General features: G+C 58.0%; 15 protein-coding genes and 4 pseudogenes. 9 read left to right on the top strand and 10 right to left on the bottom strand.

Annotation, left to right across the window (positions count from 1 at the left end; translation table 11 throughout):
- Positions 1-93: 93 nt before the first annotated feature.
- The 4 genes and pseudogenes from X728_RS137640 to X728_RS137655 all read right to left on the bottom strand — a co-directional run.
- Complete coding sequence (locus X728_RS137640; RefSeq protein ID WP_031196176.1) at positions 94-1,290, bottom strand: acyl-CoA dehydrogenase family protein; 1,197 nt, start codon at positions 1,288-1,290, stop codon at positions 94-96.
- 102 nt (positions 1,291-1,392) lie between these two features.
- The gene (locus X728_RS137645) at positions 1,393-2,172 is read right to left on the bottom strand and encodes a carnitinyl-CoA dehydratase (protein ID WP_023833190.1); all 780 of its coding nucleotides are present in this window, start codon (positions 2,170-2,172) and stop codon (positions 1,393-1,395) included.
- On the bottom strand, positions 2,165-4,249 hold the full coding sequence (locus X728_RS137650; protein WP_031196174.1) for an acetate--CoA ligase family protein: 2,085 nt from the start codon (positions 4,247-4,249) through the stop codon (positions 2,165-2,167). Before X728_RS137650 ends, X728_RS137645 begins: the two co-directional genes overlap by 8 nt.
- Positions 4,250-4,786: 537 nt before the next feature.
- A pseudogene (locus tag X728_RS137655) lies at positions 4,787-5,221 on the bottom strand (integrase core domain-containing protein); the annotation flags it as partial.
- A 44-nt stretch (positions 5,222-5,265) separates the two neighbouring features.
- Between X728_RS137655 and X728_RS1000000172155 the strand changes: the two are divergent.
- Together X728_RS1000000172155 and X728_RS137660 are read left to right on the top strand one after the other, a co-directional pair.
- Positions 5,266-5,775, top strand: a complete 510-nt coding sequence (locus X728_RS1000000172155; protein WP_280792318.1) for an acyl-CoA dehydrogenase family protein — start codon at positions 5,266-5,268, stop codon at positions 5,773-5,775.
- A pseudogene (locus X728_RS137660) lies at positions 5,684-6,160 on the top strand (IS5/IS1182 family transposase); the annotation flags it as partial. The gene X728_RS1000000172155 and the pseudogene X728_RS137660, both read left to right, overlap by 92 nt.
- Positions 6,161-8,461: 2,301 nt before the next feature.
- Here the strand turns inward: X728_RS137660 and X728_RS1000000171905 are convergent.
- Positions 8,462-8,836, bottom strand: a complete 375-nt coding sequence (locus X728_RS1000000171905) for a hypothetical protein (RefSeq protein WP_245266228.1) — start codon at positions 8,834-8,836, stop codon at positions 8,462-8,464.
- Between the two features lie 360 nt (positions 8,837-9,196).
- On the opposite strand from X728_RS1000000171905, the pseudogene X728_RS1000000171900 reads away from it, so the two are divergent.
- Positions 9,197-9,358: pseudogene (locus tag X728_RS1000000171900) on the top strand (IS3 family transposase); the annotation flags it as partial.
- Between the two features lie 328 nt (positions 9,359-9,686).
- Positions 9,687-10,952, top strand: a complete 1,266-nt coding sequence (ectB, locus tag X728_RS137675; protein ID WP_031196168.1) for a diaminobutyrate--2-oxoglutarate transaminase — start codon at positions 9,687-9,689, stop codon at positions 10,950-10,952.
- A 947-nt stretch (positions 10,953-11,899) separates the two neighbouring features.
- On the opposite strand, the gene X728_RS137680 is transcribed toward ectB, so the two are convergent.
- A complete protein-coding gene (locus X728_RS137680; RefSeq protein ID WP_023833179.1) occupies positions 11,900-13,054 on the bottom strand; it encodes a M20 aminoacylase family protein in 1,155 nt (384 codons plus the stop codon).
- A 98-nt stretch (positions 13,055-13,152) separates the two neighbouring features.
- The gene (locus tag X728_RS137685; RefSeq protein ID WP_031196166.1) at positions 13,153-14,526 is read right to left on the bottom strand and encodes an aspartate aminotransferase family protein; all 1,374 of its coding nucleotides are present in this window, start codon (positions 14,524-14,526) and stop codon (positions 13,153-13,155) included.
- 1,111 nt (positions 14,527-15,637) lie between these two features.
- Between X728_RS137685 and X728_RS00800 the strand changes: the two are divergent.
- Positions 15,638-16,001, top strand: a pseudogene (locus X728_RS00800) (iron-sulfur cluster assembly accessory protein).
- 248 nt (positions 16,002-16,249) lie between these two features.
- A complete protein-coding gene (locus tag X728_RS137695; protein ID WP_196815122.1) occupies positions 16,250-17,011 on the top strand; it encodes a class I SAM-dependent methyltransferase in 762 nt (253 codons plus the stop codon).
- A 116-nt stretch (positions 17,012-17,127) separates the two neighbouring features.
- On the opposite strand, the gene X728_RS00810 is transcribed toward X728_RS137695, so the two are convergent.
- The 3 genes from X728_RS00810 to X728_RS137705 all read right to left on the bottom strand — a co-directional run bounded on the left by X728_RS00810 (position 17,128) and on the right by X728_RS137705 (position 21,274).
- Positions 17,128-18,615, bottom strand: a complete 1,488-nt coding sequence (locus X728_RS00810) for an NAD(P)/FAD-dependent oxidoreductase (protein ID WP_050589981.1) — start codon at positions 18,613-18,615, stop codon at positions 17,128-17,130.
- A 58-nt stretch (positions 18,616-18,673) separates the two neighbouring features.
- Complete coding sequence (locus X728_RS137700) at positions 18,674-20,056, bottom strand: amidohydrolase family protein (RefSeq protein WP_023833173.1); 1,383 nt, start codon at positions 20,054-20,056, stop codon at positions 18,674-18,676.
- A gap of 156 nt (positions 20,057-20,212) precedes the next feature.
- A complete protein-coding gene (locus tag X728_RS137705) occupies positions 20,213-21,274 on the bottom strand; it encodes an ABC transporter substrate-binding protein (protein ID WP_023833172.1) in 1,062 nt (353 codons plus the stop codon).
- 668 nt (positions 21,275-21,942) lie between these two features.
- Between X728_RS137705 and X728_RS137710 the strand changes: the two genes are divergently transcribed.
- From X728_RS137710 to X728_RS137725, 3 genes are all read left to right on the top strand, one after another.
- Entirely contained in the window at positions 21,943-22,914 is a 972-nt protein-coding gene (locus tag X728_RS137710) for an AraC family transcriptional regulator (protein WP_023833171.1), read from the top strand.
- 454 nt (positions 22,915-23,368) lie between these two features.
- Complete coding sequence (locus X728_RS137720; protein WP_023833169.1) at positions 23,369-24,304, top strand: 3-keto-5-aminohexanoate cleavage protein; 936 nt, start codon at positions 23,369-23,371, stop codon at positions 24,302-24,304.
- 304 nt (positions 24,305-24,608) lie between these two features.
- Complete coding sequence (locus tag X728_RS137725; RefSeq protein ID WP_023833168.1) at positions 24,609-25,061, top strand: PaaI family thioesterase; 453 nt, start codon at positions 24,609-24,611, stop codon at positions 25,059-25,061.
- Positions 25,062-25,434 lie beyond the last annotated feature (373 nt).

Below are 25,434 nucleotides of genomic sequence, written 5' to 3'. Positions count from 1 at the left end.
CCAGTGACCACGATGCATCAAAGGCCGAGGATCGCTTCGGCGATNACTGCAAATATCTCCCGAAATTTACGCGCTGCCAGTGACCACGATGCATCAAAGGCCGAGGATCGCTTCGGCGATGATGTTCTTCTGAATTTCACTGGATCCCGAATAGATCGACGCCGCACGGCTATAAAAATAGGTGGGGGCGATCTTCGAGGCCCATCGCGGGAGGATTGGCGGCTCGTTGCGGCTCCCAAGCTCCTCGTCCGGGATGTAAGGCAATGCGTTAGGTCCCATCACAGCCATTAGAAGCTCCGCGGCGGCCTGCTCAACTTCCGAGCCCCTCAGCTTTAGGATGGAACTTGCGGGATCCTGTACTCCTTGTTGCTGCTTTGGCGCATTTGCGATTGCGCGGAGTTGAGTGATCTCAAGTGCTTTCAACTGAACTTCGAGTTCGGCGACCTTTTCACGAAAAGAGGGTTGATCAATAAGTCGCTCGCCGCCAACATAGGTCTGCGCCGCAAGTTCCAGCGCCCGCCGCATACGCTCCTTGGAAATGCCTACGCCAGCATCGCCGAACCGCTCTTTACTAAGCAGATACTTCGCGTAGCTCCACCCTTTGTTCTCTTCCCCAACTAGATTCTCGACCGGCACATGAACATTATCAAAGAATACCTCACTGACTTCGTGACCGCCATTGATCAGGTGGATCGGGCGCACAGTGACGCCCGGCGACTTAATGTCGATGAGAAGGAAAGAGATGCCTTGCTGCTTTTTCACATCTGGATTGGTCCTTACCAGACAAAAGATCCAGTCGGCGTAGTGCGCCGATGATGTCCAGATCTTCTGGCCATCGACGACGTAATGGTCGCCATGGCGAACTGCCCGTGTCTTGAGTGAGGCCAAGTCGGAGCCAGCTCCCGGTTCCGAAAAGCCTTGGCACCACCAATCAGTTGCGTTAGCGATGCGGGGCAAATAGTACTGTTTCTGCGCCAGATTGCCAAAGGTGTAGATGACTGGACCTACCAAGTCCTCACCCATACCGAACTTGACTAGTGCTGGAAAGGCCCGCACCTCTTCTTCGAAGATGTACTGCTGCACGAGGGTCCACCCCGTGCCTCCATATTCCTGAGGCCAAGTTGGCACACCTTTCTTGTAAAGGTTCCGCGTTCCAACCGCGATCTCGTCTTTCGACAATTTTAAGCCTTCGGCCAATTTTCGGCGTATTTCCGGGATCGTATTGTCAGATAAGAACCTGCGCACCTCCTCCCGGAAAGCCCAATCACCTTCTGTGAACATAAGATCCATGGGGCTATACTCCATTGCTAAACAAGAGTTGCCGTTGCCCAAGCTGCCGCTTCCCTTCCCGTGGGGGAAATCGTCTGGAGATAAGTATTGCGGCAATGACCATTATTTTTCCTTCCAGACGGGATTACGCTTTTCGGTAAAGGCACGGGGACCTTCAAGTTTGTCCTCTGACCGATGAAGATTGTCGACCGTCACGAGCTGATTGCTTTTCACGCGGTTTATCGCGTCCTGGAAGCTGAGGGCTTCCGCCACGCGCGCCGTCTCCTTGATCGCGGCGAAGACCAGCGGCGGGCCCCCGGCTAAAAGCCGCGCGATTTCCCAGACGCGGTCTTCAAGCTTCTCTTTGGGCAGCACCTCGTTGACCAGGCCCCAGCGATGCGCCTCGGCCACGTCCATCCAGCGGCCGGTGAGCAGGAGGTTCATGGCGACATGGTATGGGATGCGCTTCGGCAGTTTGATGGTGGCTGCGCCGGCTAGCGTGCCGGCGCGGATCTCGGGCAGCGCGAAGGAAGAATGGTCCGAGGCATAGATGAGGTCGCAGGAGAGCGCCAGCTCGAAGCCGCCGCCCACCGCCATGCCGTTGACGCAGGCGATCACCGGCTTGTTCAAGTCGCGCAGTTCCTGCAGCCCGCCGAAGCCGCCGACGCCATAGTCGCAATCGGTATCGCCGCTTGCACCAAACTTGAGGTCCCAGCCGGCACAGAAGAATTTGTCGCCGGCGGTCTTCAAAATGGCGACGCGAAGTTCCGGGTCGTCGCGGAACGCCATAAACGCTTCACCCATCAGGCGGGACGTTCGCGGGTCGATGGCGTTGGCCTTGGGCCGGTCGAGAGTGACTTCGAGGATCACCCCTTCGCGGCGGGTAGTGATGACGTCAGCCATTCTTCTTTTCTCCAAGCACCAGCAGGGCATCCGCGATCCAGGCGCCATTGCCTTCGGCGCAGACGATCAGCGGATTGATGTCGAGTTCCTCAATCTCATCGGCATTCTTCTGCACGAAGTCGGCAATGCCGGCGATGGCGTCGATGGCGGCCCTGACATCCGCCTTCGGTCGGCCGCGATAGCCCTCCAACAGTGGGTAGAACTTCAATCCACGCAGCGCCGCCTCGATGTCGTCGCGCGTCGCCGGCAGCATCAGGATCACACTGTCGCGCAAAAGCTCGACCAGCACGCCCCCGGTGCCGAGCGTCATCACCGCGCCGAACTTCGGGTCACGGCTGAATCCGACGATCAACTCGGCGACACCGTCTCGCACCATGTGCTCGACATAGAGGCCAGTGCCGAGCGGCAGGAGGTCATGTGCGGCATTGCTGACGGATTCAGTATCCTTCAGGTTCAGCCGCACCGCGCCCACTTCCGACTTGTGGGCGACGCCCAGCGCCTTCAGCGCCACAGGAAATCCGAGCGCCTGGGATAAGCTAGCTGCCTCGACCGCGTTGTTCGCACGCTCGCCCTTCGGTACCGGCAGGCCGGCTTTGATCAGCCTCTCTTTGCCTTCAGCTTCGTCGGGTGTGAAGCGCTTGGTGCCGGATCTTCCGACAGCCGTGGTGTCGACTGGCTGCGCGAGCGGTTCGCGCCAAGCGTTGCCGATGAAGGCTGCGGCCTGTGCGGCATCCATAGCTTCCGGGATACCGAACAATGGCGCGACGCCACGAACGATCAGTCGGTCTGCATGCTCCTCCGGCAAGTTCTCGGGTATGGAAGAAACAATGGCGCCGTTCGCCTTGTTGGTCTTGAGCGCGGCTTCAAAGGAACGCAATGTTGCCAGGCCCCACTCGTCGACATCCAAACAGCGGTCGCGACGCGGAAAATCGATCGCCAAAATGTTGAGGTCGAAGCCGCCGGACACCATGGCGGAGAAAGTGGCCGTCATTGCCGGTTCGTCGTTCCAGATGAAGGTATGGTAGTCGAGCGGATTGGCAACCGCCACTAGGGGCCCGAGAGTCGATTTCACACGGGCACGATGGTCAGCTGCCAGCACTGGGAAATGCACCGAGCGCCCTTCAGCGCTGTCGGCCATTATGGAGGCCTCGCCGCCCGAACAGCTCATCGACGATAGCCTGCAGCCTGGCAGCGGGCCGGTTATGTGTAGGAGCTTCAACGCCTCGATAAAGGCTGGGATGGAATCAACGCGCGCGATGCCGAGTCGCTTCAGGAAGGCGTCGGAAGCAGCATCCGAGCCGGCGAGCGAGGCGGTGTGCGACACTGTTGCCTGCCGTGCCTGTTCTGAGCGCCCGACCTTCATGGCGATGATCGGCTTCTTCAGCTCGCGGGCTCTTGCCGCTAGCCTCTCGAAGCCGGCGACCGAGTCAAAAGCCTCGATGTGTAGGCCAAGTGCGGTGACGCGCTTGTCCTCGATCAGGTCCAGCGCCATTTCTGAAAGGCCGGTCTGCGCCTGGTTGCCGGCCGTCATCAAGAAGGCGAGCGGAAGACCGCGCTTCTGCATGGTTATGTGGATAGCTACACTAGAGGACTGCGTGACAATGGCGACACCCCTGCCATCTTTTGCCAGTTTGACACCGCCATGGTTGTCAGGCCACAGAAGCGCACCGTCAGCATAGTTGATAAGGCCATAGCAGTTCGGGCCGATAATCGGCATCTGGCCGGCTGCGGCAACGAGTTCGGCCTGCAACCTCTCACCGTCCGCGTCATATGCGCCGGTCTCTAGAAATCCTGCTGCATAGCAAACCGCCCCACCGGTGCCACGCTCGGCCAAAGCCTTCACAACGTCGACCGTGAGGTGACGATTGACACCCACAAAAGCAGCATCAGGAGCACCGGGCAATTCGGCGACTGAACGGTATGCCTTGTAGCCATCAACATCAGCCTTGTTTGGATGCACAGGCCAAATTTCGCCAGAAAAACCAATCCTGCTCAACTGAGTGACGACACGAGCCGCCTGTTTGCCGCCGAATACAGCGATCGATCTCGGACGCAGAAGTCGCTCGAGTTTATGCATGATCATCATCTTTTCGTTTAAGCGCGTTTTCCAGAACCGGATTCAAGCGTTGCGGCTTATCGCCGAAATGACCCCATTCAAGATTCTGTACCAATCATCATGGTCACCTCCGCTAGTTGTGGGCTTGCCGCCAGACAGGCTTCTAGAGTTGGCTGTGCAAATGGCGTGCCATCCTGACAACCCAGCTGCGGCTCGACGCTCAAATGTGCCGGCGGACCTTTGTTCGCGCTTCCTTCCCTATTTTGTCTGCGTCAAGCTGAGGACGAAAAGCAAACGTTTCGGCCAAAGTTCGTCTGTCCGTCTCGCGACAGTTTCGTTCAATGGCGACAGCTTTTTGTTTGCTATGAATCTCGACATTGAGACATCATGCAGCGGCACCGTTCGGTGCAACGCCTTCATATTGGTCACGAGCGAGGTCGGGCATGCCCTTGGATACGGCCCAGACTCGTCATCCTCAGGGCCGAGGCGGTCGTCAGGGAATTTGAGACAACTGGCGCTCTGATTTAGCGGAGGCTCTGGCGCATCTCGGTTGTCATTTTAAGCGGCGTCTCTTCGGTGTAGCAAGCGCCGTTGTTCAATGGTCTTTCGCTTGATCCTTTCTCGTTGCAACAGGATGGTGTGGCCGCGCCCGCAGTAGACGTCGGCCGGGGTGAGATTGTCGAGGCTTTCGTGGTAGCGCCGGTGATTGTAGTGCTCGATGAAGGCGGCGATCTGCCTGTCGAGATCGCCGGGCAGGAAGTAGTTTTCGAGCAGAATACGGTTCTTCAACGTCTGATGCCAGCGCTCGATCTTGCCCTGGGTCTGGGGATGGCTGGGCGCGCCACGGGTATGCTCCATGTTTTGATCCGAGAGCCAGTCGGCCAGGCCGCCGGCCACGTAGCACGGACCGTTGTCGGAGAGCAGCCGCGGCCGCTGATACACCGTCGCGCTATCGCAGCCCGATGCTGTGAGCGCCAGGTTCAGCGTGTCGGTGAAATTCAGAAGAACATCATCGCCGAAGCGATCCTCGGCCTTTGATGCATCGTGGTCACTGGCAGCGCGTAAATTTCGGGAGATATTTGCAGTNATCGCCGAAGCGATCCTCGGCCTTTGATGCATCGTGGTCACTGGCAGCGCGTAAATTTCGGGAGATATTTGCAGTAAAGTTCGATCTATCGGAAGAGCAACGGCTCCTAACGGAAAGCGTCGAGCGACTTATGCTCGACAGTTATGGCTTCGGCGATCGCCGCAAGTACGGAGGTGAGGACCCCGGCTTCAGCGAGGCGATGTGGGAACGCCATGCTGAGCTCGGTCTCCTGGCGTTGCCGTTTTCGGAGGAATATGGCGGCTTCAGCGAACCCTCTGGATCGCTTCGAAAGGTTTCAGGTTACACATCTCCCGCCAGATTGCCGGCAAAGAGGAGTTCGAGACGATCTTCAAATGGCCGCTCTACCAGGCATCAAGGTCTCGCTGGCTACGACGCTGCAGCGCTCAAAAGGCGGCCAATTCGCCCTGGACGCGAAAGCACTGCCGGGCAATCCCTATGACGGCCATACGCTGGCAGCGATTATCCCCGACATGGAGAAGACCATCGGCAGCGAGATCGGCCACATCCTCGCCGATGCAGGCTATCGCGGCCACAACGCGCCCGACAGCAACAAGTTCAGGGTCTTCACCGCCGGGCAAAAGCGCCGCGTCACGCCGGCCATCAAGCGCCAGATGCGCCGCCGCTCCGCGATCGAGCCGGTCGGCCACATCAAGGCCGAGCACCGAATGGTCCGCAAATATCTCGCAGGCGAGCAAGGCGACGCCGTCAACGCCATCCTGGCCGCCGCCGGCTACAACTTCTCGCTGCCGCAAAATTGGTTCAGGCAGCTTTTGTGGCTGCTCATCGCGGCGCTAAGTTGCCCGACAAAACCTGTCGCAGCCTGATCTGCCTTCATTGTTCACGGACGACGAATTCGTCTCCGGCATCGCCAACGGGGCCGCGTTCAAGTTGAATATTGCATGTGAGAAAGCTCCGCAGTTCTCATCTTTCAATAAACAGGACGCGGGCATGGACAGCCCGCCGATCGTCCAGATCGCTCCCGACATGGGATATCTCGAACAGGCCTATGAAGAGGCAAAACCCGGTTGGTATTCTTCGCGACCGTCCATGATCATGACGATCCCAACAGTCCTCGAACCTAGCCTGGCCCCGAAAGGAAAGCATATTGTTCAAATCTATGGCGGACATACATCATATGAATTGACGAACGGCTCTTGGGGACAGGAGCGCCCGAGATTCCTGAAGTCTGTGCTCGATACCATCGACCACTTCGCACCCGGGTTTTCCGACGGTGTGATCGATACGCAGCTCCTCCTGCCCAAGGATATCGAGGAGCAGCTCAACATCCCTAACGGCCATATCAATCACGGGGACATGTCCCTTGATCAGATGTTCTTCATGCGGCCCGTGCCTCACTATTCGGACTATCGATCGCCGATCAGAGGACTCTATCAATGCGGAGCGTCGTGCNTCATGCGGCCCGTGCCTCACTATTCGGACTATCGATCGCCGATCAGAGGACTCTATCAATGCGGAGCGTCGTGCCATCCCGGAGGTGGCGTCTCCGGCGTGCCCGGCCACAACGCGGCGCGGGAAATCCTGAAGGATCTTGGGAAACGTCCGGCGCGCGCGGCATAAAATGCTTAGATGACAGTTCAGTCATTTCCGCGCCCCCAGAATGTCGCGGGTTGTGAATCAACGCAAAGGTTGCCCCCGAAGCTGATCGCCATGAAACGAATGACTTTATTGGGAAATTCATAACATCAGAGGGGGCATTGCCGGTGCCGATCGAGCCCGCTCCTCTCTTTCATATTGCGGGCAAATCATGTGTACGGTTCACGTCTGGAGAGTCGATCGGGATCAATCCTTCGGCGCTGATCACAGCTCACTTTCGGCGCGAGCCGCGGAAGGTTCGAAGGGTCGATATGGATGCCTCATCAGACCTTCCCTTCCGGAACAAGTAACCAATAGGTGGTCGCGCAAAAGACAGCATGCGGGGCCTGGGAAAAGATGAACCTGATCCTATCACCTGCCCAAGGCCGTCGCGCCGGGATCATGCAAGCCAACGGGGGACCGATAGAAGCAAGGCAAAGGCATTGAGAAAATGAGCAGCGTGGCGGGCGCAGATGAGGACCCAGTTTCGCCAGCGACGACGCGATCCTTGACCGTGGGAATGCCCAGGGGTCGGAATTGCCCTGGTTTGCCGGCCTTGGGGATGAGCTTGCGCGGCGCGGGACTTGGTCGGTATGCGCCGGAGCGCAACTCGGCCTGAAGCCCTTCGAGGAAGCGTTGCTCACCGATCCCATTCCGGATGCGGCCCACGGTCATCCCGTCGATCCCAGCCGTGCGTCGGCCTCGATTGGAGGCTACGCGCTGCCAGGCGTGACGCAGCACGCGCAGGTCGGTGACCCAACCCCACATGTCCCGCCACGCGTCTTCGGGATTTGCCTTACTCCACTGATAGAGTTTGCGCTGAACGCCGAGTACGCCAGGCCTCGTCGGTCTGGTGATCCATGTCCACAGATCACTCCTCCGTCATGCAAGTCTACCGTCTTCCTGCTTCCCTTCGCCCTGTGCACGGCTTTCCCACGCTCCGACTACTACGGAAGCTCCGCCCTGTCGTCCATCTCCGGCCGTCGCGGCGAGCCCAGTTCCATACCGGGCAGACGATCCGAGTTCCCGTGTTCCGATTTCCAACCTTCATACCCATAGGCGGTGACCTTTACCCCAGGCGATACAGGAGACAGGGCCGTGAGAGCCTCCCCGTCTCGGGTGCGTTCCGCGCACCCAGCAGTGGAGATCGATGAGCCCACCGCGTCTGATCGCTTCTTACCTCCCACGCCATCGCGCGACTTGGAGGCGTTACCGGTTGAATCCGAGGCTTCCAGCGCTCACTTAGTTTCTCGCCATAGACATTGTGGTAGCCCGGCCTGCGGCCGATGGTCCGCACCCGGTACAGTTCAGGCCGATCTGCTTATGACACCCAACCCGCGACGCCCGGTTGAGCTTCTCGGCCCCCTTCCGCCTAATGCTCCTGTAGGCGGGGCGGCATTGCAGCCGCCGGTCGAAAATCAGCAAGCTTGAGAGGTGGCTATTCCATGTTCACCCCCCGCGCCGTCACGGCGCACCGTCGAGACCGATATATTCTTCCATGGCTGTTCTCCATCAGATGCTTGGGCCCGGCGTCAGGCCGAACGTCCGAGATCATCATCTATCGGGTCGATGCGAGACCAACCGAGCGACGTCAGGCGCGCATCGCATATTGCAGGCGCTGCTCTCGCGATTGTGCAGGACCTGATGGGCTGACGACTGCCACACATACAGGATCGCCTTGCGCTCCAGATGGTGCGGTCTGATCTTCTCATGCCATCATGACGCACCTCCTCCCGTCCGGGAGAGCGGTCGCCGTCGACGTGATCGAGAATCAGGCTGACAATCAGCTTCGTCACTGATCGGCGCGTCTCGGCGGGCAGCGCCTGCCATTGCGGCGTCTGCACCGTCTCGGCGTCGTTCAGCTTCGAGAACAGATCGAACTGGTATGTCGTGGGCTGGCGCGGCATGGACATCTCCCCGATTCGCGTCGTGAGAGCCCAATGCTGCGCCCATCTCCTGCGATTGCGATGGCGCACCCGTATCCCGGAGCAGTGCCGCCAGGGCGCCAAGCGCGGCAAGGTCGGCGTGCGGAGCAGTAGTGATACGCCAGCTCGCGCTGGGGCTCGATCGAACATCCACGTCGGAACCTCCAACCACCGGTGCAATGGCTGGTCAGAAAGGGTGCAGCGGAAGACCGACGCGTCACCCTTCTCGATCACTTCATGGATAAAGACTTGCCGCTCAGCCCAGGGATGCCATGGATAAAAAAGCTCGCGTTGGTCGGTCCCGTGGGTGTTCCGTCGCTGAGTTGTTCAACACCGTGAGGACCGCATTCCTCGCTCGGCTACCAGACCCCGGCGGCCTATGCCGAGGTCATCACCGCAACCGGTTCCGACGCTGCGCTTATCGCAGGCTCCGCGTCTTCGCCGGTTGCTCAACCCGCGCCCTACGGCGTACCAGAAGTGGCCGAGGCTCTAATCGCCGCCGGACTGAAAATTCCGTGGCAGGTCAAATCCCCAACGATTCCGTCACAACTCGATCTGCTCTGACCTTCAAAATCGAGGGGCGTACTCCGATCGCGGCGTGCCTGACTCTGAATTGCGGAGAACTACCAATGTTAGTAGGTTCGTTCGTTCCGGTTGCCAGAGTAGGTTAACAGAGCCGTTCTGGGTAGGACGACCGGGCGACAAGCCCCACTGAGGGGCGCGGCACGTTCCAATTGTGTCAATTCGCAATCTGTAAAAGCGTGCTTGCTTGTTTAACCAGTTACTTGCGAAGGAAATGACCATGTGTGGAGCGATTGGCCGATCACGTAATATGCAGGCTTTCGGCACCCTAGAATCAAACGTCCGGTTATACTCACGTTCCTTTCCGACTTTTTTCAGTCGAGCGCGCGGCTCCATTATGTTGACGGAGGATGGTCGAAAGGTCATTGATTTTTTCGCTGGTGCTGGAGCACTGAACTACGGCCACAACAACCATGGGATCAAAGCGGCTATTACGGAGTACCTGGCGTCGGATGCTGTGGTTCATGGGCTTGACATGGCCACTCCTGCAAAACTCAAATTTATGGAGACCTTCAGCTCTGTCATACTTAGGGAACGGGGCTTGAAATACCGATTCCAATTCACGGGGCCAACAGGTGCTAATGCTATTGAGGCAGCTTTAAAGCTCTCACGCAAAGTCACAGGACGTCAAAATATTATTTCGTTCACGCATGGATATCATGGTCTGAGTTTAGGAGCGGTTGCTGCGTCCGGTAATCGTTTTCATCGCAAAGCCAGCGGGGTTTCTCTGTCTGGGGTCACTTTCATGCCCTATGACGGCTACTTTGGGCCAGCTGTCGACACGGCTGACTACATGCGAAAGGTATTGCTGGACATGGGCAGTGGCATTGATTCTCCAGCTGCCATTCTCGTCGAATCTGTGCAGGGCGAGGGGGGTATAAACGTAGCTAACAAGGAATGGTTGCAATCAATTCAAGCCATAGCAAAAGAAACTGATGCCCTTTTCATAGTTGATGACGTCCAAATGGGTTGCGGCCGCACGGGCGAATTCTTTAGTTTCGAATTCGCGGGGTTGTCGCCAGATATTGTCGTATTATCGAAATCGGTAAGTGGATACGGTCTGCCACTATCCGTATTGTTGATTAAAGAGGAGGTCGACGCATGGCAGCCAGGAGAACACACCGGCACGTTTCGAGGAAACAACCTTGCACTTGTATCTGCAACCGCAGCTATAAACATCTATTGGCGGAATCAGATTTTCTCGCAGAGTGTTCATCGCACGGGAGAACTTATGCGGCGCCGGCTTGATGCCATTTCACTCAAGCATGGAAACAGTTTTGCTGTTCGAGGGCGGGGCATGGCGCTGGGATTTGATTGCCAAATGGCCGAAATCGCAGAGGCTACGGCACACACGGCGTTCGAGAAGGGATTGATCATCGAACGATGCGGACCCGTTGGTCAGGTCATAAAATTTTTGCCTGCACTTACGATCGACTCTGAGACACTAATCCAAGGCCTTGAAGCATTCGAGGAGTCTTTGGCCGAAACACTGAACAAACTGGCCCCTTTACCTTAAAAGGAAGCCCTTTATACTAGCGCTCAGTGACCAGAACCCATGAGCCCAGTTCCTCATGCCAATGGTCATTAGTGGGCCCGTTGGACGGACAAACCCGCTTGCCGCTTGACCAGCCGTATCGGCGAGGCGCGCGGGGTCCAGACGACTCGACCAGATCCGTATCTTCATGGGACCCTTAGAAACTTGTGGCTTTGAAGGTCTAAGCGCCGGCGTGCGTTGGCAAGAAAAACCTTCGCGCCAGTTCGGTATCACCGCCTACTCGGCGTTTGCCGAACTCATCGCCGGCAAGACCGTCGATGAAGCCCTTCAGATTGCTAATCAGGCCATAGCGGGCTTCCTCGGCGCCCGCCCCCACAAAAGATGCTCTTCTCGGTCGACCGCCTCCTGCTGGAGCGCGGCTTGGATCTGATGAGCGAATTCTTCCGTACTGTGAAGCAGGCCTTCAGGGAGTCATCAGGGTTGTCACGCCTCGTCTTCGTTAAGGCGTCCCCATGAGCTACGTGATGCAGGCGCTTCACGTGATGAAAGGCCCAGAGGGCAGTGAAGCCATTGCGGCGGCCTCCACTCGCTGAAAACCAAGACTGCGTGGAGGCCGCATAAACCGCCTCAAAGACACCCAAGCGTCAAATGTACGGAGGGCCGGATACGAGCTGTTGCGAAGCCGCCTGAACGTGGCAGCCGCCTGAACGAACCAAGCAGAGATGGCGAGGCCGGAAGCACTGAACTGCACCAAAAGTGCGGATGATCCCATCGAGGTTGAGGAGATCGTGCGCCACCGTCCGGAGGGATGAAGTTGAAAGGAGCTGCGTACATGTCTGGTAGACGCTGATCCACATCGACGCCGAGGTGTATCAGGCACCGTCAGGCTAGTTCTGTTCTCTCGTCACCAGTTCGACCCATAGCGCGATGCCGAGGGGCAGAGCGCGGTCGTTGAAATCATANGAGCCTTAGTTCTGTTCTCTCGTCACCAGTTCGACCCATAGCGCGATGCCGAGGGGCAGAGCGCGGTCGTTGAAATCATATTCGGGATGATGAAGGGGGGCGGTCATGCCGTTGCCCATAAAGATGAAAGCGCCCGGGCGGGCCTTCAGCATGTAGGAGAAATCTTCCGCGGCCATTATGGGTGCCATGTCGCGCTGCACCGCGGCATCTCCAACAACGCGTGCCGCGGCGTCGCCAAGAATGCGGGCCTGGACAGGATGATTGACCGTCGGCGGGTAGCCACGGCGATAGTCGAGTTCGACCTCAGCGCCAAACGCCTTGGGAATGTAGTTGGCTATGGTCTGGACGCGGCTTTCTACCTTATCGCGGCTGGTCTCCGACAAGGTGCGGGCGGTGCCCTTCAGTACAACCTCGGACGGGATGACGTTGTAGGCCTCGCCCGCGTGGATGGATGTGACCGAGAGCACGACCGGGTCATTTGGGTCGACGCTCCTTGCGACGATCGTCTGCAGTGCGCTGACCACGTGGTTGGCAACGATGATCGGATCGATGGTTTCATGCGGCCGGGCCGCATGTCCGCCCTTGCCGAGGATCTTGATATCGAAGCGATCGGATGCGGCGAGCATGACATCGCCCGACAGGGCGAATGTACCGACCTCCATACCGGGCATATTGTGGAGTGCGTAGACCTCCTCGATGCCGAAGCGTTCGAAGAGGCCGTCCTCGAGCATCACCTTGGCGCCGCCACCTCCCTCCTCCGCAGGCTGGAAGATCGCGACCACAGTACCGGAAAAGGCGCGCGTCGCGGCAAGGTACCTCACGGCGCCAAGCAGGATCGCCATATGCCCGTCATGCCCACAGGCATGCATGTGTCCGTGCGCAGCCGAGGCGTAGGGCAATCCGGTCGCCTCAAGGATGGGCAGAGCGTCCATGTCAGCGCGGATGCCGATGGTCCGGCTCGCCGGTGCGGTTCCGCCCCGGATCACCGCAACGACCCCGCTTCGACCGATGCCGGTCGCGACCTCGTCGCACCCGAAGCTGCGGAGGAGGTCGGCAACGCATGCGGCCGTGCGGTCGACGTCAAACAGAAGCTCAGGATAGCGATGAAAGTCGCGGCGCCAAGCAGTCGCCGCTGCTAAGAGGTCCTTGTCCGGCGTCATCCCGGCAATGCGAGCCTGTGAGGGCAGAGGTAGGGGGCCTTGCACATCAAAGGCATCCAACGTGGATTGCGTCGGGTCAGGATGGAGACAAGCGGGCGTCATCGGATCTCGCTCTCAAAAATCCGGAACGCCTCTGTGAGAAGCTCCATGAAAAGGTCGATTTCCGGCTCGGTTATGATGAGCGGCGGAGCTGCCATGAACCATTCTCCGAATTTTCCGCTCGCGGCGCGCCGCGAATAAATATGGAGGCCAAGATCGCGGGCGATCTCTGAGACGCGGTAAGAGGCCTGCTTAGCGGCGGGGAAAATTGCCTTAGTAGCCTTGTCCTCGACGATCTCTACTGCGTTCAAAAGCCCTATGCCGCGCACGTTGCCAATAGTGGTGCTTCTGTCCTTCAATGCGTTTAGCTTTTGACGAAGGATGACGCCCATGCGCTGGGCATTTTCCATCAGATTCTGGTTCACCAACTCACTGAGAACCGCAACTCCGATCGCCGAGGAAAGGGGATTGCCGGAATAGGTGTGGCCATGCAAGAAGCCACCAGACTCGACGACCTTGTCGACGATCCTGTTGGGCGCAATCATAGCGCCAAGCGGCGTGTATCCGGCGCTCAAGCCCTTCGCGCAAGCGACAAGATCGGGCAGCGCGTCGGGCCAGTGATGAGCGGCCAGAAAAGTTCCGGTCCTGCCCGCGCCACACATGACCTCGTCGAAGATCAACAGAACGCCGTAGCGGTCGCAAATCTTCCGAATCTTGGGATAGTAACTGTTCGGTGCGACCAATGCGCCGGTGGCGACGCCGCCGACCGGTTCCATGATGAAAGCGAGTACCGTGTCCTCACCTTCCGCGAGAATCTGTCTTTCGAGCTCGTCCGCGCAGTGGTCGGCATAGGAGTGGAGGTCGTAGCCCTCAGGGATGCGATAGCTCAATGGTGCCGGGATCTTGGGCATTACCCGCATAATCGGGCCGAACATCTGGTCCCGATCCGGATCGCCGGTGACCGCAGCGGCGCCGAGTGTGGAGCCGTGATAGCCTGGCATACGCGCAAGGATCTTCGAGCGCTTCGGTTGACCCGTAACCACGGCGTATTGACGTGCAAGTTTGAGGGTGGATTCGATGGCCTCCGAACCGCCGGAGACAAGAAAAGTCTGGTCAAATCCCGGGCCCGCAAGCTCCGCGATCATCCTGGATAGCGTTTCGGTTGCTTCGCTGGTGAACGCCGTGCGGACGACGTAGCTAAAGCGCTTCGCTTGTTCAATCATGGCGTCGCATACGCGCTCGTTGCCATGGCCGATATTGGCGGCGACCGCGCCGGACGACCCGTCGAGATAGCGCTTGCCGTCGGTATCCCAGAAGAAGATGCCTTTGGCATGCGAGATCATGGGCGTTTTGGTGACGCCGCGCCCAGCGTAGAAGGCCCCGCCGGAAGACTCCTTTTGAACGGTTTTAGGCTGCGTGCTCTGTATGGACATCTTGCTGCTTATTCCTGATTTGTTGTTGGTTTCGGAAAGCGGAGGGCGGCCTCTTCAGCCGCCCGCACCTATGCGCGACGCTCACGCCACGGCGCATGATTTAAGTGCGTCGCGGACGGAAAGAGACTCCAGTTCGAGGAGAGCTTCCTTCAGACNGATAATGGGGCTTGTCAGAGTGAGGAACTTGGCTTCCACCTCCGACGGCCCAAAAGCCGGCCCGCCGGGCCCACATATGACGAGCTGCCGGTACACGTGCGCGGTAAGGTCACACTCCCACGTTCCAGACCATCTCGGCTGGATGATCGCGGGAATCACGACACGCGGAGCCGGCACTTGGCGCCGATTTCGGCGGAGTTGCCGGTCGGGACCACGACACCTTGAGGTCGGTTGCGTTTTCGAAGGGGCGAGCCAGTACTGACGGATGATCTTGTCATAGACGCTGCCGCTGGAACCTGAGGCGACCTCGCGGTCTTGCGCCATCGCGGGGGGCACTGTCGGGCCAGTGAGAATGCCACGAGCCCCGTGTCGGCTAATCACCAATTTGGTCTTCATTTCAGTTTCTCTAAGGTTTTATATTCGTCGAAACAAAATGGCATTGTGATCACGGGGGAGGTCCGAGGACACAACCGTCTTTTCGGAATGCGGATATCTGACGCCGGCGTGACATGCTGCTTTGTTTCTTTGTTCCCGCGATACCACCTGCGGGATGAATATCGCTTGGTACGCTTCCGCCGCGTCGCGACGAAGTACCTTCAAAAGTCGTGCCAACTACGCGAAAATAGCCTCAGAGGATTTTTTTACGTGTTGGCCAATGACTTACAGCGTGCCGCGGGGAGTGACGCCGATGACCACCACCGTGTCGCAGACTCGACAACCGCGACGAGGTTACGATTGCCCGACAGCCCCGCGAATGGCGGACAGGTTTCCTCCGCGGGGAAGCGGAATCCAAGTCATCATTGCAGCGCGTTCCGCGATGTCGCATGTCCGACGAATGTCGGACTAGGATCTCACGATGTTGGCGCGACCCCATTGTTTTGACGTAATTTTTTCCTTTGGCACGAGACGTGCCTCGTCATCCGCAAACGCGTCACAGACCGAGGAGAAATCGTCCATGATCACGCTCACCGACAACGCTGTTGCCGCCGTCAAGACCGCTCTTTCCCGCGCCTGCGAGCCGGCGGAAAGGCTTCGCATCATGGCCACGGCCGGCGGCTGCGCTTCAAATTACCTAATGGGCCTGGAGAGCGTCTCGCGCGAGGGCGATGCGATCGTCGAGAAAGACGGGGTCAAGGTGTTCGTGGACGTAGGCTCCCAACCCCATGTCGCCGGCATGAACCGTCGATTTCGTCACGGGGCTCGGATCCTCCGGCTTTGTCTTCGACAATCCCAACGCGCGGGAGAAGTGCGCCTGCGGTCCTGCGGCTGATCGCCCGAGAGAAGGAGAAGGGCCATGTGGGACTATAGCGACAAGTTAAAGAATACTTCTTCAATCCGCGGCTGCGAACTCAGCTCAACGAACCATTATCCTTGCGGGATGGCAGCTTCCATGGGCGCTACTACGAAACCAAGCAGAGGCCAATACGACAGGGCATTGGCAATGTTATTTTTACTCGAAGATTGATAAGTGAAGGAGAGATAAATAAAATGCGCACTTATACTCTCAATACGTGAAATAATTATGTTCAACAGTCGAGATCATCAGCGAATGATCATGGAAAAGCACATGAAACACCAGGTCAGCGCCCCCATTTCTTTGTCCGAGCTTGAAACGTATTTCAGCGAAGATTACTTGCATTTTAGCGGTTTGGTCAATCCGCCGGAGAAAAGCGACCGTGAAGTAGGAGCAATTTGGGAGCTTCTTTCACTGAGGCAAGGCAGCTCAGTTCTTGAACTCGGATGCGGTTATGGGAGGATTACCAACCGATTGGCGGAAAAAGGAGCCCGGGTAACCGGACTCGATATCTCGCCGATCGTCTTAAGAAAAGCCGAAGCAGATGCGGCCGAACGGCAGGTAGATGTTGAGTATGTTCTTGGCGATATACGTTCACTTCCCTGGAGAGAACGCTTTGACGCGGCTCTTCTGTGGTACACGACGTTTGGCTATTTCGATGAAGCGGACAATGAGAGAGTTGTTCGTGAAGCCGCTTCTTCACTCCGTAAGGGTGGGCGTCTGCTAATCGATCAACTCAATCGCTTCGCTTTGCTACGCGACAAGTCGCCTACCTGCGAGGTCGTGCAGCGTAACGACGACCTACGAATCGATATAATTGAATACGACGCGTTAACGGATCGTCGAAATTCCGAGAGGATCGTCGTCCGCAATGGATGCGTTAGACGAACGCGTCTTTCTGTCAGACATTATGGGTTTTCTGAATATGTTCGCATGTTACGAAACGTTGGGTTCGAGACTGTTGAAGCCTATGGGCAGGAAGGCGGAGAGTTCACACCCTATGGCCCGCGCCTCGTGGTTGTCGCGTACAAGTAAGTGGGCCTTCAGGGCGATAGACGGTGATCGCTTCCTTTAAGGACTTGCCCGGCGATGCTCAGGGCAAGCACAATCAGTATTTTATGCCGCGCGCGCCGGACGTCTCCCAAGATCCTTCAGGATTTCCCGCGCCGCGTTGTGGCCGGGCACGCCGGAGACGCCACCTCCGGGATAGCACGACGCTCCGCATTGATAGAGTCCTCTGATCGGCGATCGATAGTCCGAATAGTGAGGCACGGGCCGCATGAANGGAGCTGCGTATCGATCACACCGTCGGAAAACCCGGGTGCGAAGTGGTCGATGGTATCGAGCACAGACTTGAGGAATCTCGGGCGCTCCTGTCCCCAAGAGCCGTTCGTCAATTCATATGATGTATGTCCGCCATAGATTTGAACAATATGCTTTCCTTTCGGGGCCAGGCTAGGTTCGAGGACGGTTGGGATCGTCATGATCATGGACGGTCGCGAAGAATACCAACCGGGTTTTGCCTCTTCATAGGCCTGTTCGAGATATCCCATGTCGGGAGCGATCTGGACAATCGGCGGGCTGTCCATGCCGGCGTCGTGTTTGTTGAAAGACGAGAACTGCGGAGCTTTCTCACATGCAATATTCAACTTGAACGCGGCCCCGTTCGTCTTGAACTGCGCGATGTCCGAGGCGAATTCACTTGGAAGGTCAGTTGCCGCGACGAGCTTTCCGAACAGTAGTTTGGCGTTCACATTCCCCACAACAGTTCGGGCGGTGTACTCATCTCCGCGACTTGTTACGACGGAATGCACTCGGCCGTTGCGCGTCTGTATCTGCGTGACATCGCTATTGAGGCGAATCTCGACGCTATGATCCTGCGCGCATTGAGCCATCGCCTTGGTGATGGACCCCATTCCACCGACGATCTGGCCGCTGATCGCATCTTCCTCTGCGCGGCCCGTGCTTCCGCCGTGCAACGCAAGCCAAGCGGATCCGGGAGTCTTGGGGCCGATCAGGCTGCCGCCCACCGCAAACGCGAACGCGGCCTTCACTTCACTGCTTTCGAACCAACGGCTCAGATATTCATCCGAACTCTGTGTGAATAGATCTATGAGTTTATAAAAATCGCCACCTACATTACGGTGGCCCCACAGGAAGTTCGCCGTCTTCAGCCGGGAACTCAACGAAGTGGCAACGATGTCAATTGGCGTCTGCAGCTTGAGGTCGTGAACAAATTCCGAGACGCCCGACAGATACTTGCGGAATTCCGGGTACCGCGCGGCATCGGCCTTGGAAAACCGGGCCAAGACCGCTTGCATCTGTTTAGTGTCGCCCCCTACCATCATTGAGCGCTTTTGGTCCACGGGGCGGAACATGCGATAGTCTGCCTTGAAGGATCGAAGTCCATATTTCTTGAGTTCGAGGTCGGAGACCACCTTAGGATGAAGCTGGGCGGCGACATAAGAGAAAACGGAGAAGGTGAAGCCGGGAATAATCTCCTCGGACAAGGCCGCGCCACCAACGACATGGCGACGCTCAAGCACCAGCACTTTCAGCCCGGCTTTCGCCAGATAGCAGCTGCAGGCGAGACCGTTATTGCCGGCCCCAATTACGATGGCATCAAAAACTTTGGACATGGACCGTTTCGGCGCTCCCACTAGTGCTGAGTTCTTTGACTATAGTCGATCTGAGCGCTCAGTTAGACAGACTGGCTGCCAAAAGATCGCGCTGGCGCACCGCCTCGGCGAGGATCGCATCCTGATCCATTGTGGTGAGGCGGCCCTTTTCCATCACAGTCTTGCCGTCGATTATGACAGTGTCGACAGGGATCATGGATGAGGATAGCGACAACAAGATTCCGGTATCGTCACGCCAGGACAGGTGGGTGATGTCGCGAACCTCCCTTATCACCACGTCCGCGCGCTTGCCGACTGTTAGACTGCCAAGCCTGTCGCCGAGGCCCACATTATTCGCCGCGTCGATCGTTTGCATGTAGAAGGGGTCAGCGTCGTTTAGCCGCTCCCCGAACGACGCGGAAAGATAAAGACTGAGAAGCCCAGCAATTCCGATCGGATGGATAACGGTTGTATCGACGCCCAGCGATACACTTACCCCGTTTTTGTAGAGATACGGAAACCAGCATTTGTTCGGCGGCGTTATTCGATAACCTAACGCATTGTTGGGACACCACGACAGACCGGGCTTCTTTAGTAGAATGAGCTCGATATCCTTTTCATCTAGGACGTTCATATGCGCCAGCGTGGTGTTGGGATTCAGAGCACCTAGCCTGTCCATACGTACAGCACCGGTATCGCCCCACTTTTTCTTTTCTTCGACATCGAACTCGGCATTGAATGACTGGTGCTGCCAAAAAATGGCTTTTGATTCGGCAGCCAGCTTCACGGCTTCTCGCGTGAGGTCGTCCGTGGCTGTAGCTTCTCCGTAAAGTCCGACATATCCGCGTACGAGAGCGTTTTCGTCCTTGTTTCGGGCAATCTCGCGCTTCCATTGCTCAATGACCCGGCGGGCATCAGCGGGAGCGCGCTTTTTTAATGCATCGGGCATCATATGAGGCCAGAGTTCTTCATAAGTCGACAAGTCGTCCCAAGCGAATGGGGCCGAGACCATCGCGCGGACTCCGCACTTGGTCATCGATTCGGCGAAAGCATCCGTCTCAAAAACCGTGCCGGCTTCGAAGAACAGCGTAAATCCACGTTGCAACATCGAACATGCAGCTGCGGCAGTATACGCAGCGGTAATTGTCGGGTTGGTTGCACTCTTCAGCGTGGAATAATTCACCTTTGTTGCGGCGGTATTCTGAGGTGAAAAAGGAGCGCCGTGATACGCCATGGCCGTCATATGCAGGTGCGTCTCGATGAATCCGGGATGCACCAAAGCTCCCCGAGCATCTATCTTCTGAGTACTCTCGTAAGAGGACAATATTTCGGACTCCGGACCAACGCCTACAATGACGCTATCCTTAATGGCAATCGCGCCGGGTCGGTAGTGCGGCTGATCCCTGTCTCCAGTGAAAATGTCCCCATTCACGATCAGGGTGTCGACGGTCTTCTTGTGCATGATGTAAATCCTAGGCGCCTATTTCTTTCTTCGGTACCGCACATTCGATTGCCGAGTTCCATACCGGCCTGCGAATTGCTCGGCGGCAGCAATGCCCAGTTCAGCAAGGCGAGTTGGGCGGGAGCAAAAGCGCTCCCGCCATCGCGATTTGTGAGTTTATCCGCTGATCCACACAGTCCAGCGCTCAATGAGCTTCTGTCGATTTTCCGCCAGCCAGGCCGGATCCGCCTTCACGGTTGTGGGCAGATGCGCCGTCACGAGCGTCGACTCGAAATCGTCGTCCAAGAATTCGCCGAGATGTTTGTTGGGCGGCGCATAGTTCAGCCGTTTGGCGTGTTCGGCGTGCGCCTCCGGACGCGTGTAGAGGTAGTTCAGCAGCGCTTTGGCTGCGATCGCATGTGGCGCGCCCTTGGTGACGGCGAGTGCGGTCGCGTCAAACATCGCGCCGTTCCACACGATGGAGATCGGAAAGCCTTCCTCGCGCAGCTTTACGGCACGTCCATTCCAGACCATTGTTGCAACCACTTCCTTCGTCCGGAACAGTTGCTGGCTCTGGTCACCGCTGGTCCACCAAGCGACGATGTTTGGCCTGAGCTCGTCGAGCTTCTTGAACGCGCGGTCGAGGCCGAGTGGATAGACGTCCTTTGGCTCGACGCCGTCCGCGAGCAATGCGGCGCTCAGCACGTACCAAGGGCTGCCGTAGTTTGGGAGCGCTCGGGGCCCTGGGAACGCCTTGACGTCCCAGAAATCGGCCCAGCTCTTCATGCCGCCGTTCGGAAACGCGCTTTCGTCGTACGCGAGGACCGAGCCCGCTGCGTCGAAGAGAACCGCGTTCCCAAGACATGACCCGTCGATCCCCTCGGACACAACGTTGGACAACTCCGAACAATCTCCCAAGTCTTCGGTATAATTCACGAGCTCCGGCGACCGCACGGAATCATTGGTCGTCGCAACGATGTCCCACTGCATCGTGTTCGTTTCGCTCATGGCGCGCAGACTTGCTATTCGCTCCGAATAACTGCCGCTGACAAAGGCCGTCTCAATGCCGGTCTCGGCGGTGAAGGGATTGAAGAACAATTCCTTTAGGGTATCGAGGTAGACGCCACCGCCGATAGCGACGACCACCTTCGTCTGTCCGGCCGCTTTGGCGGCCGCAACCAGTTCGTCAACCGAGGCGGCCGCCGCGCGCGAAGCCCAAAGGCTGGATGCTGATGACATGAGCGCCAATCCTGCGGCGCTTTTGATAAAATGACGTCGGTTAGGCATCGGGACACTCCCCTTGGTTTTGTTCTGACGGCTACAATCCAGGGAAACGAAGAGTCAGGGAAGGCAAGAACTGTTATGCGCCGTGACGTATCATTTTGCGGGGGGATACGATTTGGGCTCCGAAGCCTTTGCGTCGTAACACACTGGCCGGGCATGCTTGCCGTCGCCTCGTTCCAAGACCGGCGTCCTTCCGTGCATATGATGTTTCCCGTCGATCGCACCCTGATAAGTACGCTTGCCAACGGTCAACGTTCCCAGCTCGGCCAATCCACGCCGCGTCGGCAGCTTGCAAGTAGAATGGCTCCGCGCCGTCCGACGCTGGGAGCATCCGCAGGCGGCAAAAAGTTTACCATGGGCGCCGCTCGCACGGTATGAAAAAAACATTGTCGTGTTGACAAGAAGGGGAGACGCTTTCCCTCTTCGGCTATGTTCGGCGAGCGGCAGGGGCCCGCCGTCTGTCATCCAGTACAATGCATATGCGGTCCTTGTTGACGCTCCCACACTTTAGCCGTAGAAGTATCGCAACTAGAATAACGGGACGGAGCGATATTTTCATCGACCCTCCTCAACCAGTCGGCGGCCGTCGTACGCGTTCCGTGGTCATCCGATGAGGCCAGCACTTGATCAACACGGATGAATTTGTTCGCCGCCTGAACGACGGAAGCCGTTTCCGCATCGAGCGTGCCGACGGAAGAGAAGCGACCGGCACCTACCGCCTCCTGCCTCCCGTGGAGCACGCCCTGGGTCAGGTGGTCGGCTATTTTGACTATGAGAAGCCCTGTCTGACAATCCGCAAGCTGCAGGCCAAGGACGAATTTCACGACGACGAACTAGGCCTTGGGCGCATGGTGTTTCTGCTCCACCTGTCCGGATCGCGACGGATCGAGCTTGGTAGCGCGCATCAGCATGAGTTGACTACGCCGACGCTCGCCGTTTTTTACCAGCCGCGGGGACTTAACAAGCGAAGTGTCTGGACCCGCGGCGCCAACGAGTTGTCGCTGTCCGTCGGCGTTTGGCCAGATAGACTGTCCTCGCTGTTCGGTTTTTATCCGATTTGCTTTCCGAATTTTTCAGGCCTTGACGGTGATAAGGCCGAGGCATTCTGGTATTCACGACCACTCCCGTATGCGCTTATGTCGGCGGCCGAGCAGTTGCTGAACCCCAGCATTCATCCATTGCTCTCCAAAAGCCATATCTCCATCAAGTCCCAAGAGCTGCTCTGCCTCAGCCTAAGCACGCTCCTGTCCGATGGCGAACTCCTGTCCCGTTCCGACCTGGCCTTGAATCGCGTCGAACACGTCAAGACCATGGTCGACGCAAACCTGAACAACCCGCCCTCTCTGGCGGAGCTCGCCACCACACTCGGCGTGTCCACCCAGGACCTGTCGGATGAGTTGCGCAAAGAAACGGGTATCAGTTACGCCCAATATATCACCGAGCGCAGAATGAAGCGGGCGAGATTGCTACTGGAGGGCGCCGATACCCCCCTCAAACGGGTCGCCTACGAGGTCGGCTACGCTCACGCCTCAAATTTCTGCACCGCCTTCAAGCGACAATTTGCAACCACGCCAAAAGGCGCACGCGGGCGCTAGACATAGGAACGTCTAAGATTCAACGAGTGATGCTGTGGGCCGCCGTGTACGTCGGTCGAGCGCAAGAGTCGGCCCGGGCTGGCCATGACCGGCATGGCGCGACCCAGGCTGATCTGGAGCACGACATGATCGAGCCAATGCCGTGGATTCGAGTCTCCAAGGTTTCCTCCAGGGCCGGCCGGTCGACGAACCTTACCCATAGGCTCGAGCCCGAGGCATCATAGTGAACGCCGTGCCTCCCGCGGCGGCCACGGGTGCCCCCAATCTGGTTGCGATTCTGGCCTCCGACCGGCGAGTTGGTGGCCGAACACGCAACTCCGTATTCGGCGGGATAGTCATGATTTAGGCGATTGGAGCCTGATCATAAATCTTCGCCCCCTGGCATAACTCTCGCGGCTCGCACCCCGAATCGCATTCCGATTAGATCATCCAGTTAGACCACTGGAGCGATCTCATGTCCGCTGGACGCAAAGTCATCATCACGTGCGCGGTGACAGGCGCGGCGCACACGCCAACAATGTCACCATATCTACCGATCACTCCGGAGCAGATCGCCGAGGAGGCCATCGGTGCGGCGGCGGCGGGCGCGGCCATTGTCCATTTCCACGCCCGCAATCCGGAGGATGGCCGTCCGACACCGGATCCGGACGTGTATGCGCCGGCAATCGATCGAGTGCGCCGCGAGTCCAACGTGATCGTCAACATCACGACGAGTGGTGGGCCAAAGGCGACCGTCGAAGACAGGATCGCGGCCGCCCTACGATTTAAACCGGAGATGGCCTCGCTGAATATGGGATCGATTTCTCCCTACGGACGGCAAAGGATTCTAGAAAAGTTCGAGCATTGGCAGCACTCTTGGGAGCAGGAACTGTTCGCCGCAGCGCCGTCCCGGGTCTATCCGAATACCGAGGACATCGTCACACGGACAATCAAGGAAGTCGGTTCTGGCGGCACACGCTTCGAATGCGAATGCTACGACGTGGGGCATTTGTACAACGTCGCCTACTTCGCCGATATCGGCCTGCTGACGCCGCCCTTCATCATCCAAACAGTATTCGGGTTCAGCGGCGGCATCGGCCTCGATGCTGACAACATGACTCACATGCGCAACGTCGCCGACAGGCTGTTTGGCTCCGGTTATCACTGGTCTGTCCTTGCGCCCGGAAAGCATCAGTTCCGGCTGTGCACTATGGGGGCAACCATGGGCTCGAACGTGAGGGTGGGGATGGAAGACAACCTCTACCTTGAGAAAGGCAAGCTTGCCCGGTCCAATGCGGAGCAGGTGGCGCGGATGCGGGACATCCTGACCCTTTTGTCCTTCGATATCGCAACACCGGACGAGGCCCGCGAGATGCTGGAGCTCAAAGGGCAGGGGCGTGCCGATGGTTGAGACGCCAAAGGTGGTAGAGCGCTTAACGGTCACGAGCGCAGTTGAAGTCCCCGAGGCGCCATACACGGCCAAGACTCCCAAGAGCCACAGCCGATTCCTATCGGCCTCCGGCCACCCCTTCCTCCTGTTTGTCGATCGGCCAACGGCAACCTCGTCAGGGAACGATCGACCTTTCCCCTCAGATCAGAGCACGGCGGAAGGCTGTGAAGCTTTGGTCGACGCGTCCGGAACGTCCGCCGCGCTAGCTATGGTTGGTTTTGCCACGGCAATTGATCGCTGAGCGCCTACGTGAGGGGGAGGGCCAATGTCTGAGGAAGCGACTTTCAATCCCATCCGGACTGTACCAGGGCCTTGGAGCGACGAGGATATCAGAAGCATGCCGACCCGAGGGTTTCAGAAGACTCTTGGGATTGAGCTCGACGAGGTTTCCCCGGAATGCATCACCGCGCATATCGACATCGAGAACCGGCACATCAATTCTGTCGGCGCGGTGCACGGCGGGATACTTATGTCACTTGCGGACAGCCTTGGCGCGATGGGGGCGTTGCAAAATCTCGGACCGATGCAGAGAACGGCGACGCTCGAATCCAAGACGAATTTTGTGCGCCCCTGCGCTGGGGCGAGAATTACCGCCGAATGCCGACCGCTTCACTTGGGCCGGCAAACATCGGTATGGCAAACGGTTGTGCGGGATGAAGACGGAAAGATCTGCGCATATGTCTGGCAGACGCAGATCCACGTTGACGCCAGGGACTGACGAGCATGGATGGGATCGTGCAGGCCGACAGTGAGCTGACCGACACCGCACCGCGATGCGCTGGTGCCGCAAGTGACTGACGAAGTCCGCACTCGTGCGCGCAACTTCATCCAAACGCGGGCGTTTCGACCGGCGCGGCAGCTGACCGCGCCAGATCGCCGAGTTCTTTGTGCTTGCGCTCGCCGATCTGCTCGGGACGCTGGCACGCCGGCAGGCCGTGGATTAGACGTGCGCGGCGTGCCTGATGTGGCAACATGTTCCCCGACTCTTGTTGCGAGTTTCGCTACTCGAACTCCAGTTGACCTGCCACTGAGTTTTTCCTCCATCTGAGATTAGAGTCCGGGCCTTGATCGAAGGACGGACTGATGAAGCG

Origin of the sequence: Mesorhizobium sp. L103C119B0 (genome assembly GCF_000502235.1) — a bacterium.
Classification (GTDB): Bacteria; Pseudomonadota; Alphaproteobacteria; order Rhizobiales; family Rhizobiaceae; genus Mesorhizobium.
The sequence above is the reverse complement of the archived record's forward strand: the minus strand, read 5'-3'. Positions and strand labels throughout refer to the sequence as shown.